The organism is Hungatella sp., from assembly GCF_046966825.1.
Window position 1 is genome coordinate 22,741 of record NZ_JBKVCZ010000073.1, and the last position, 10,755, is coordinate 33,495.

At 53.8% G+C, this 10,755-nt stretch carries 10 protein-coding genes; 1 reads left to right on the forward strand and 9 read right to left on the reverse strand.

The window, feature by feature from the left end; genetic code table 11:
• Positions 1–34 precede the first annotated feature (34 nt).
• From ttdB to ACLTD4_RS20475, 6 genes are all read right to left on the reverse strand, one after another.
• Positions 35–652 carry a L(+)-tartrate dehydratase subunit beta gene (ttdB, locus tag ACLTD4_RS20450; protein WP_002604967.1) on the reverse strand — a complete coding sequence of 206 codons (618 nt, stop codon included), beginning with the start codon at positions 650–652 and terminating at the stop codon, positions 35–37.
• Positions 652–1,551: a L(+)-tartrate dehydratase subunit alpha gene (gene ttdA, locus ACLTD4_RS20455; protein WP_055653243.1), complete on the reverse strand. Its 900-nt coding sequence runs from the start codon at positions 1,549–1,551 to the stop codon at positions 652–654. Before ttdA ends, ttdB begins: the two co-directional genes overlap by 1 nt.
• Positions 1,552–1,640: 89 nt before the next feature.
• A complete protein-coding gene (locus ACLTD4_RS20460; protein ID WP_025530028.1) occupies positions 1,641–2,909 on the reverse strand; it encodes an SLC13 family permease in 1,269 nt (422 codons plus the stop codon).
• Positions 2,910–3,096: 187 nt separating this feature from the next.
• On the reverse strand, positions 3,097–3,747 hold the full coding sequence (locus ACLTD4_RS20465; RefSeq protein WP_025530027.1) for a GntR family transcriptional regulator: 651 nt from the start codon (positions 3,745–3,747) through the stop codon (positions 3,097–3,099).
• Positions 3,740–4,378: a GntR family transcriptional regulator gene (locus ACLTD4_RS20470; RefSeq protein WP_055653242.1), complete on the reverse strand. Its 639-nt coding sequence runs from the start codon at positions 4,376–4,378 to the stop codon at positions 3,740–3,742. Before ACLTD4_RS20470 ends, ACLTD4_RS20465 begins: the two co-directional genes overlap by 8 nt.
• 31 nt (positions 4,379–4,409) lie before the next feature.
• Positions 4,410–5,027, reverse strand: coding sequence for a DUF1847 domain-containing protein (locus ACLTD4_RS20475; RefSeq protein ID WP_412331520.1), 618 nt, complete (start codon positions 5,025–5,027; stop codon positions 4,410–4,412).
• A gap of 180 nt (positions 5,028–5,207) precedes the next feature.
• On the opposite strand from ACLTD4_RS20475, the gene ACLTD4_RS20480 reads away from it, so the two are divergent.
• Positions 5,208–8,108 carry a response regulator gene (locus ACLTD4_RS20480; RefSeq protein ID WP_055653240.1) on the forward strand — a complete coding sequence of 967 codons (2,901 nt, stop codon included), beginning with the start codon at positions 5,208–5,210 and terminating at the stop codon, positions 8,106–8,108.
• Positions 8,109–8,214: 106 nt separating this feature from the next.
• Here the strand turns inward: ACLTD4_RS20480 and ACLTD4_RS20485 are convergent, their stop codons facing one another.
• From ACLTD4_RS20485 to ACLTD4_RS20495, 3 genes are all read right to left on the reverse strand, one after another.
• Complete coding sequence (locus tag ACLTD4_RS20485; protein WP_181988580.1) at positions 8,215–9,186, reverse strand: TRAP transporter substrate-binding protein; 972 nt, start codon at positions 9,184–9,186, stop codon at positions 8,215–8,217.
• A 67-nt stretch (positions 9,187–9,253) separates the two neighbouring features.
• Positions 9,254–9,724 (reverse strand): YcxB family protein, encoded by a 471-nt coding sequence (locus ACLTD4_RS20490; protein WP_055653238.1) that lies wholly within the window; start codon positions 9,722–9,724, stop codon positions 9,254–9,256.
• A 29-nt stretch (positions 9,725–9,753) separates the two neighbouring features.
• The coding region (locus ACLTD4_RS20495; RefSeq protein WP_412331521.1) for a TRAP transporter large permease at positions 9,754–10,755 on the reverse strand (1,002 nt) is incomplete at its 5' end.

Sequence of the window (10,755 nt, forward strand, 5' to 3'; positions counted from 1 at the left end):
AACCGGCCTTCTTCCGGCAGAAAACTGTTATTTTTTATTTGATAAAGCTGACGTGCCTGTTAATTTCCTCCACAGCCTCGTCCTTTCTCTGGTTAAACACCACCTTGTTCTCCTCGAACAAATTTCTTCCATGGGTATCGATGGAGACGATCAGAGGACCAAATTCCTTGATTCTGCATACCCAGAGTGTCTCCGGCATGCCCAGGTCACGCCACTGCGCGTCCTCAATCTCCTCGACACAGGTGGCGGCCACGACTGCACATCCGGCTGGGAATACACAGTGAATCGCCTTTCCTTCCCGGCATCCTTCCATGGTTTTCTCTCCCATGCCGCCCTTTCCGACGATGACCCTGACTCCGGTCTCCTCAATAAATTCTTTCTCAAATTTCTCCATACGCATACTGGTGGTAGGACCTACGGATACCATCTCAAACCTGTCATCAGAACCCGGAATGGGCCTTACGATAGGGCCTGCGTGAAAGATGGCTCCGCCCCTCACATCGACCGGAAGCTTTCGGCCTTCCTCGATCAGTCTGCGGTGTGCCACATCACGGCAGGTTACGATATGGCCGGATAAGTATATAATATCTCCGGCATGGATATCTTCCAGATCCTCCGCCCGAAGCGGTGTCGTTAATACCTTCTTCTCCATTATAACGTTACCTCCTTATGAGATGTGATGGTATAGTTTAAATCCTTATCAAACTCGATGTGCCCTCTTCTGTGCGACCAGCATCCGACGTTGACCGCCACGCCGATGGTGGATGGATGGCGGGCCGTATTCTCGATATGCACGCCCATGACGGAATAGCTTCCGCTCATGCCCTGAGGCCCTAAGCCGATCTTATTGATCCCGTCTTCCAGCAGGCGTTCCAGGGAGGCGGCTCTCTCGTTGGGATTGTGAGTTCCCAGAGGCCTCATTAACGCCTTCTTGGACAGCAGGGCCGCCGTCTCCACGGAGGTAGCCACACCGACGCCTACCAGAAGAGGCGGACATGCGTTCAGTCCATAGCTGGTCATCACGTCCATGACGAACTGGGTTACTCCCTCGTATCCGGCTCCCGGCATCAGCACCATGGCCTTTCCGGGAAGTGTACAGCCGCCTCCCGCCATGTATGTATCGATACAGCACGTATCGCAGTCCGGGACGATCTCCCAGAATACAGTCGGTGTTCCCTTTCCCACATTCTTGCCGGTGTTATACTCGTCAAAGGTCTCCACACTGTTGTGGCGGAGGGGTGCTTTGATGGTGGCCTCGATCACCGCTTCCTTTAACAGCGCCTCCAGTTCTCCGATCAGTGGAAAATGGACCCCGCATTTCACGAAAAACTGCAGGACTCCCGTATCCTGACAGCAGGGACGGTCCAGCTCCTTCGCCAGCGTCTGGTTCTTAAACATGGTATCGTAGATGGTTTTGGCCAGCGGGCTGGTCTCCTTCTCTCTCAGTTCTTCCAATTTCGCATAGACGTCATCGGGCAGTACCTTTCCCGAATAAGCCACGAACTTTGCCATGGTGTCTGTCATCTGTGCAACAGCCTGTTCCTTGTTCATTTCTTACATCCTCCTTGTTATATGCACTTTGCGGCTGTCCGTAGGCCGCTTATGTACAGTACGTATCTTGAATTATTCTTTTCCGGTTCCTACGGATAGAACGGGAAGAATATGGGCAGCAGCACCAGACTCACAACCGTGGATACCACGATGAGCGGAAGCCCTGCTTTTACATAATCCATAAATTTATACCCGCCTGGTGAGATGACCATGGTGTTGGCAGGCATGCCGATCGGTGTCGCATAGGCACAGGAGCCGCCGATTACAGTTGCCATGAGAACAGCTCTCGGATCCGCGCCCATACCGGCTGCGATCGAGACGCTGATCGGAACCAGCAGTGCCGTCGTCGCCGTGTTGGACATGAAGTTTGTCAGCACACAGGAAATCATGAATACGGCTACCAGCAGCAGGAACGGAGACGCATTCTTACCGAGAAGTCCAATCACGAAATCGGCGATGGCTGCTCCGGCTCCCGTGGTCTCCAGCGCTTTTGCGAGGGCCAGCGTTCCGCCGAATAAGAAGATCGTCTGCATGTCAATGGCCTTGTAGGCCTGTTTTTCACTGATAACTCCGGTTAAGACCATGATCAGCGCGCCGACACATCCGGTTATCTCCAGCTTGATTCCAATCTGCTTCTCAAAGATCATTCCTAATATCGTACAGACTAAGACAACCAGGGATACGCTCTGCTTCCACCTCGGAACGCTGCTGTAGTCCACCTGTTCATCGAAGGTGCTGTCCCCGTCGGTCGGTGTCTTGTCCGGCAGGAATTTATAACCGATGGTAGCAAAATAGATGATACCGCAGATCAGCATCGGCAGGCCGATCTTGGCATATTCGAAGAAACCGAAGCTCATTCCCATCTCCTGCAGGGCGCTCTGGGCAATTAAGTTGCCTGGTGCTCCGATCAGAGATAAGTTACCGCCCAGAGCCGCCGCAAATACCAGCGGCATCAGAAGTCTGGATCTCGAATACCCGGACTTTGCCGCAATACCGATTACGACCGGAATCAATACGGCCGCCGTACCCGTGTTGGATAAGAAGCCCGACATCAGGCCCACCACGATCATGATGGTGACGATCAGCTGGCGCTCCGTCTTTGCAAACTTTGTAACCACGCCTCCAATCTTGTTGGCCATTCCCGTCTCAAAAAGCGCGCCCCCGACAATAAACATGGCCACAAACAGAATGACATTGCTGTTCGTAAAGCCCGCAAATGCGTCTTTCGTGCTCAGCACTCCCGTGAGCACAAGGCCAATACATACAATCATAGACGTGACTGCCAGCGGAATCCGTTCCCACACGAACATCACAATGGCAAACAAGAGAAACAACAGTGTAACAACTACTGGATCCATAAAGCCCCTCCTTTTTTATCGGATACACTTTTGATATTTGATATATGATAATGTATCCATTTGTTATCCTAATCATACGCCTCGGCAGATCCATTTGTCAAGGCGTTTGTTTGATTTCGTTGTTTTGTACGATTTTTAGTGATGATTTTTATTCAATTCTTACAATCCCGGCCTTTATTTAATCCCATCAGTCTGTCTCGAATCTGGTGAGAATGTTCTTCATACTCCTGATAATATGGTCATTCATCAGCTTTCTGGCCCGGCTGCCGTCGTGGGCCTTCATGGCGTCGAGAATCTTCTTGTGCTCGTAGATGGAAATCTTGGCATAATCCTCTTCCGTCACCTTGTGCCCCATGGACAGCCCATTCCACATGGAGGAGAGAAGCGATTTCATCTTCTCGTTGTCCGCCGCCTCCCAGATTCCCATATGGAACGCCTGGTTATATCTGGAGTATTCCGCCGAATCGTTGTCCTCCAGCGCCTTCTCGGCGATCTGATACGCCTGATCCACCGCGGATAAATCCACACCCTCGGCGCTGGCCCTGGCCGCGGCCTCCCCTTCCAGGACGGCCCTCGTCTCGTAGTGATCCCGGATGGTCTTTTCATTGATCCCCTGGACTACAGCCCCCTTGTTGGGGCGCAGCTTAATCAGCCCGTCTCTGGCCAGAATCTGAAATGCCTCCCGCACCGGTGTCGTCGAGACGCCCACCAGCTCGGCGATTCCTTCCAGCGTAATCTCCTGCCCTTCCTGCAGCTCCCTGGAAAGAATGGCTTTTCTCAGGATAGACGCTACCTGCTCCCGGGCCGGAAGCAGCTTTACCTTACCCAGATTATTCATACGTTTTCTCCTTACTGTTCAGCAGGCAGTCCGCCATACGGCCGTAGTAACGGTTCATGGCGGCCCTCAACGCCCCCTCGTCCCCGCTCGCAAGCGCGGCCCCCACATCGGTCAGCTGTTCCGCAGCCGCATTTCCCCGTTTTACTCTCTCGACCGCATAGGAAACGTAGCTGTCTAAAAGGCGCAGAAACAGCTGATGAATATAGGAATTCTTGAGGCTGGCCAGTGCATGCTTATGCCAGGCCATCTCGGCCCCGGCGGCGGCCTCCCGTACTCCGCTTCCCACCGTCTCTGCCAGTTCCGACAGCCGGAGAAGGAGCTCGCCTCTCTTTTCCTCCGGTATCATCAGCAGAATCTCCGTCTCCATGGCGGCGGCCATGCGAAAGGTGTCCCTCACCTGCTTCTCTTCCATGGCCGCGACCTGCATATGGCGGTTGGGGAGGCGCACAATCAGGCCTTCCTGCGCCAGAGACTGAAGCGCTTCCCTGACCGGCATGCGCGACACCCCCAGCTGTTCCGCGATCATTTCCTGCGTCAGCTCCTCGCCCGGCCTCATATTGCCGGCCAGAATCTCGCTGCGTATGGCGGAAACGATATAATCTTTTGTCTGTACTGCACTCACTGTCTCCATGTTATCACTCCTGTTCTTCCGGTATCGCGTATCAGCCGTTCAGTTTCTCTTTATAATACCCCTCCGCGCAGTACAAAGCGCCTGCCGGATTGTGGGCCAGCACGCGGTCCTTCACCACCAGCGTGGTGACAAATGCGTCCGAATACCTGTACAGGAAGGAATCATGCCCCACACAGAGGCCCAATGCGATGTTAAACTCCGTCTTCTGCTCGTTCAGCAGGCTGGCCTGAAAAACCGGGTTGCACATCGGCTCAAATTCACCCGGATGGACCTTCCGTTCCTCGGCGATTCCGATGCGGCTCTTATCTGTCCCTCCAGCCTTGCAGATCACGGATACCACCGTAAATCCATGCCTCGTCAGGATATCCGACACGATCTCCGCCTCCTTCCGAAGGCCTCTGCAGAACGCCAGGCCAAGCTTCTGGTATCCCATGCGTCTGCAAAATTCTATGGTTTCCCTTACTCTCACCCACTGGCCGTATCCCAGGCTCTCTATCTCCGACGAAGTCACGTAAAAATCGTGATTTTCCGGCTTTTCATACTCGGACAGCGCTTCCTTCAAGAGCGGTTCATTTCTCATGGGACAGTTTTTAGGAAGCGCCTTCTTCTCTCCTGCACTGCAGGCATAAACTTTACATTTGGCACACATGTACATTGATCTTACCCAGCTTTCTTTTTATATTTAATATTGTATTCAATTATTGTTCCGATGTCAAAGGCAAAATCCCTTAATTTTCAATGGTTTCCCGCCGTACGCACTTTCTTCCGGTATCAAACTGTGCTATGATAAAAGAAATATACTTTGGGCTTAAACCGGGAGGTAATTGTTTTGGGTAAAAAGACACTGGCTGAGATAGAGTCACTGGCCCGCAAAATACTGACTACGTACTTTTGCGACTCTGACATGGAATTCATGATTTCGACATTTGCCGATGACATCGTATGGCTTGGCAGCGGAGAACAGCAGAAGGCGGAAGGAAAAGAAGCAGTAGCCGCAGTTTTCCGCAGCGGTAAGGATGGGATGATCGCCTGCGACATGTGCGAAGAACAGTATCATTCCATCGATTTAGGAGGCGGCTCCTACTTATGCGAGGCAGTCAGCCGTCTGATCAGCAAGCCCGAATCCGAGACCTGCCTAAATATCCAGCAGAGGGCTACCTTTATTTTCCGTGAAAAGGGGGACGGCTTGGAAACGGTACATATTCATAACTCTGTCCCCTTTTCGGAGATTCAGGACGACGAACTCTTTCCGGTGGAATCGGGCCGCCAGGCCTTCGAGCGTTTGAAATCCGCGCTGGACACGAAAAAACAGGAATACGAACATCAGACCCGATTTCTGGAACAGCTCTACCATACGCTTCCCTGTGGTATTCTCCAGTTTTCCACCGATCCCTCCCGTACCATCATCTCGGTCAATCCCATGGTATGGCGATTTTACGGATACGCCTCGGAGTCGGAGTACCGCGAGGCGGTCAGGAACCCGCTCCAAAAGGTTGACACACAGGACCAGGAGTGGATCTCCGCGCTTCTCGACCGCCTCACCCTGAACGGAGAGTCCGCCTCCTACCGCCGTCACTGCATCAAGAGGGACGGGGAGGAAGCCTGGATCAATGTGGTAATGGGACGAATCATCAACAGCAACGGGGTGGAGGTCATCCAGGCGGTGTTTACCGATATCACCGAACAGATGCGTCTGGAGCAGGCCCAGGAGCAGGAGCGGATTCTGGAAAACCGTTCGCTGCGCACTGCGATCTGCACCGCCTATCCCCTGATCGTGAGTGTCAATCTGACTCAGGACACGTACCACTGCTTTGTAAATGACCAGCTGGAGTATCAGTTTCCTCAGGAAGGCCGCTATACGGAGCTGCAGGACAGCAGCATCCCGGGAATCTACAGCACCTACCAGGAGGATTTCACCAACGCCTTCGGCCGTGATGCCCTTCTTCGCCGCTTTGCATCCGGAGAACAGGAAGTCTATATGGAACTGCAGGGGCGGGCAGCGGACGGCAAATACCACTGGCTTTCTATCCACGCGATTGCCGTGGAGAATCCGTTCAGCGACGATGTTCTGACGATCTGTCTGATCAAGTTCCTCGATGAACTGCGGCAGGAACAGGCCCGTCAGGAGCAGCTGCTCCGGGATGCCCTCGCGTCAGCCCAGGCGGCCAGCCGTGCCAAATCGGACTTCCTCTCCCGCATGAGCCACGACATCCGGACACCGATGAACGCCATCATCGGCATGAGTACCATCGGCCAGATCAAGCTGAACGATACGAGGACAGTAAAAGACTGTTTTCAGAAGATTGACACCTCGTCCAAGTATCTCCTCTCCCTGATCAACGACATTCTGGATATGTCCAGGATTGAGACGGATAAGATGGAGATCGCTCATGACCTCTTCGATTTCACGGCATTTGTGGAGGAGATCAACCAGATTATCTATCCGCAGACGCTGGAACGGGAGATTAGCTATGAGATGCGTCACCTGGAACCTCTGGAAAGCCATTATATTGGGGATTCGCTGCGCATGAAGCAGATTCTCATGAATCTCCTGTCAAACGCGCTGAAATTCACGCAGCCGGGCGGCTCGATCTGCGTCGACATTGCGGAAGAAAAGAGAACCAACGGTTACGCCTATATCCAGTTTACCATTGAGGACAACGGGATCGGTATGTCGGAAGACTTTATGAAGCGCCTCTTCCAGCCTTTTGAGCAGGAAGCCCCCGGCAACGCCCGCAACAACGTGGGAAGCGGCCTGGGCCTCTCCATCGTCTACAGCCTCGTGCAGCTGATGGGCGGAACCATCTCCGTTACGAGCCGCAAGCAGGAAGGAAGCCAGTTCACAGTCACCATACCCTTCCAGCTGGTAACCGACGATGAGGAGAAGGAATGGGAACGGAAACGTCGGAATCTCTTAAAGGGCTTCCAGGTGCTGGTGGTGGACGACGACCCTTCCGTTGGCAGGCAGACCTCCATGATTCTCGACGATATCGGGGCGAAAACGCGGTGGGTGGACGCCGGCATCCGGGCGGTTCAGGAAGTGGAAAACGCCATCGGGGAGAACTGGATGTTTGATATCGCCATGATCGACTGGAAGATGCCCGGTATGGACGGCATCGAAACCGCCCGGCGAATCCGCCGCCTGGTTGGCCCTGACACCATGCTTATCATGATCACGGCCTACGACTGGCGCGGCATCGAGGAGGAGGCCCGCGAGGCCGGAATCGACTACTTCATCGCCAAACCGTTGTTCCGTTCGGTCATTTACGATACCTTTTCGAAGCTGGACAAAAAAGACTCCGCGGAACCGGCCGCAGCCGAAAAGCGGACTCAGGAATCCGCTCTGAAGGGCGCCCGCATCCTCCTGGTGGAGGACAACGAGCTCAATCAGGAGATCGCAAAAACACTCCTGGAGATGAACGGCGCCACAGTGGATGTCGCCGGGAACGGGGAGGTGGCCATCCGCTGCTTCCGCGATCAGAAACCCGGAACGTATCAGGCCATTCTGATGGATATCCGCATGCCTGTCATGGATGGGCTGGATGCCACCAGGGGAATCCGGGCCCTGAACCGTGAGGACTCCGCCTCGGTTCCCATCCTGGCCATGACGGCCAACGCCTTTGAGGAAGACAGGAAGAAGGCGTTCGAGGCCTCCATGAACGGCTATCTGGTAAAACCGCTGGATATAACTATGCTGATCAGTGAATTGGAAAAAGCGATAGGAAAATAAACGAGAAAGGGAAGTGAGACGCCATATCCGGCATATCACTTCCCTTTTCCGTTTATTTCCCTGCTGCGTTCTATTTCATCACGGCGATTTATTCCATCGCGGCGATTTATTTCCCCGCCGCAACTATCGCATCAATGACATCCACATACTCCGCACAGTACTTGCCGTACATGGACGTGACGGCCTCCTGGAATCTGGCCTTTTCTTCCGGAGGCAGTTCCACCACCTGGCAGCCTGCCGCCCGCACCTTTTCCTCAGAGGTCCGCTCCCGCTCCTCCCACAGCTTCCTCTCATAACGGGAGGATTCCTGGGCGCATTCGCGTATGATATCCCGGTCCTCCTTCGTCAGCTTCTCCCATGTGGCCTGGGACACCAGCTGAAGCTCCGGAACACGGTTGTGTTCGTCGATCGTATAATATTTGGCAACCTCATAGTGAGCCGTGGACTCATAGGATGGCCAGTTATTCTCCGCCCCGTCGATAATCCCGGTCTGAAGGGCGGAATAGACCTTGTCGTAGGCCATGGGCACCGCGGTGGCCCCCAGCGCCTCCATCATTCCCACCATCAGCTCCGACTCCTGGACACGGATTTTCATGCCCTTCATGTCCTCCAGCTTCGTGACCGGCCTTGTCGAGCTATAGAAATTACGCGCTCCTGCGTCGTACCAGGACAGGGCCACCAGATCGGAGCCGTCGAAGGAATTTAGGAAATCGTCGCCGATCTCCCCATCCAGGACCTTCCACATGTGTTCTCTTCCCGTATAGAGATACGGCATCTGAAGCACATTCAGCCTGGGAACAAATTCTGCCAGCGGCGATAAGGACACACGGGCAAAATCGACACCGCCGAACTGCATCTGTTCGATCACCGTCTTCTCATCGCCCAGCACGCCTTGTGCGTTGACCGAGATCACGATTCTCCCGCCAGTCTTCTCTTCCACCAGCTCGGCGAATTTGTAGGCCCCCTGTGTTGTGGGGTAGTCTTCTGCCTGATTCTCCGCATACGTAAACACAAATTCCGGATCTACGGCCTTTGTCTGGTCTTCCTTCCGGCCACCGCACGCAGCCAGGATAACCATTGCAAAGACAAACAGAGCCGCCGTCTTTATTTTCACAGCACAGTCCCTCCTTTCCGCCATGTTCCCTCTATACAGCACTTTTCGATGTTACATAGTTATAAAACGCCTCCCGGTCTTTTCCAAGCACACGGTTTGTAAGCACGTAACCGTGAGTGGTATCGGAAAACAGGATAATCATTGTAGGTTTCTTAGAAATCTTTTTAACCGCGGTCCATGGAATCACTGAGTTCTCGTCACCCACCCGGATACGGATTCCCGCGTCTCCAAACTCCATCTCCGTATCCCGGCCAATCCCTGCTGCCTGTTTCTCAGCCTTTCTCCAGACGGCAAGCGGCTGGATGACCGTAAAGAGACAGCATGCAAGGAGCAGAAGGAACCGCCATACTCCGCTGACTGTATTCCATTTATTGATAGTCAGGGCGATCACCGCCGCTGTAAAGATCAGGTTACACATCCCGACCACTGAACCGTACGTATAATACATGGAAAGCTGCCACAGTTCGCCCGCGGTATTCCTGTAGGTATACTTATATTTCATCACTCACACCTCCGAACCGCCAAACGCTGCTATTTCGCCAATACCGTGGGCAGCCACATACTGAAGGCCGGAACAAACGTAATCAGCATCAGCGTAATGATCATACACAGGTAAAATGGCAGCGTCGCCTTGACAACCCGCTCCATCGGCGTCTTGGATACCGCGGATCCGATAAACAGCACCGCGCCTACAGGAGGTGTTAAAAGCCCGATACCACAGTTCAGAATTACCATAATACCAAACTGGATCGGATCGATACCGATCGACGTGGCGATCGGGAGAAGAATCGGCGTTGCGATCAGGATGATCGGCGCCATATCCATAATACATCCAAGTACAAGAAGAATCAAGTTTAACAGCAGAGCCAGCAGAATCGGATTATCGGTGAGGCCGATGATCGCACCCGCCGCCAGAACCGGAACGTGGAGGCGTGTCAGACAGTTGCCGAAGATGTTGGAGGTGGCAATCAGGATCAGAACGATGGACAGTGTATCGACGCAGTCGCCGAGAACTCTCCAGACGCCCTTCCAGTCCAGCCCCCTGTAGATAAATACACTGACAACCAGGCTGTAAATAACCGCGACCGCCGCGGACTCCGTCGCCGTAAACGCACCGCCGACAACGCCGAATACCACGATCAGAACCGCCGCCAGTGCCCAGAAGGACACGCCCAGCTGCTTAAGCAGGTTGATAATGCTGAATTTCTCGCCCTTCGGATAGTTGCGTCTGACCGATATAATATACGATCCCACCATTAAGGATACCGCCAGCAACGCACCGGGAATATATCCGGCCAGGAACAGGCTTCCTACGGAAATGCCGCCCGCCGTGGTGGCATAGATGACCATATTATGGCTGGGAGGAACGAGAAGTCCCTCACAGGATGAGGTGATGGTAACGGCCGTTGAAAAATCGTCGTCATACCCCTGGTCAACCATCATCGGAATCAGAATCGTGCCGAGGGACGCGGTGTCCGCAGCCGCGGAGCCGGAGATTCCTCCGAAGAAATAGGAGGCGACGATATTTACCAT

Excerpts from the sequence above, each read along its gene's own strand:
- ttdB (WP_002604967.1), bottom strand. The coding sequence starts at position 652 with ATGGAGAAGAAGGTATTAACGACACCGCTTCGGGCGGAGGATCTGGAA.
- ttdA (WP_055653243.1), bottom strand. The coding sequence starts at position 1,551 with ATGAACAAGGAACAGGCTGTTGCACAGATGACAGACACCATGGCAAAG.
- ACLTD4_RS20460 (WP_025530028.1), bottom strand. The coding sequence starts at position 2,909 with ATGGATCCAGTAGTTGTTACACTGTTGTTTCTCTTGTTTGCCATTGTG.
- ACLTD4_RS20465 (WP_025530027.1), bottom strand. The coding sequence starts at position 3,747 with ATGAATAATCTGGGTAAGGTAAAGCTGCTTCCGGCCCGGGAGCAGGTA.
- ACLTD4_RS20470 (WP_055653242.1), bottom strand. The coding sequence starts at position 4,378 with ATGGAGACAGTGAGTGCAGTACAGACAAAAGATTATATCGTTTCCGCC.
- ACLTD4_RS20475 (WP_412331520.1), bottom strand. The coding sequence starts at position 5,027 with ATGTGTGCCAAATGTAAAGTTTATGCCTGCAGTGCAGGAGAGAAGAAG.
- ACLTD4_RS20485 (WP_181988580.1), bottom strand. The coding sequence starts at position 9,186 with ATGGTTATCCTGGCTGCGTGCGGTGGCCGGAAGGAAGACCAGACAAAG.
- ACLTD4_RS20490 (WP_055653238.1), bottom strand. The coding sequence starts at position 9,724 with ATGAAATATAAGTATACCTACAGGAATACCGCGGGCGAACTGTGGCAG.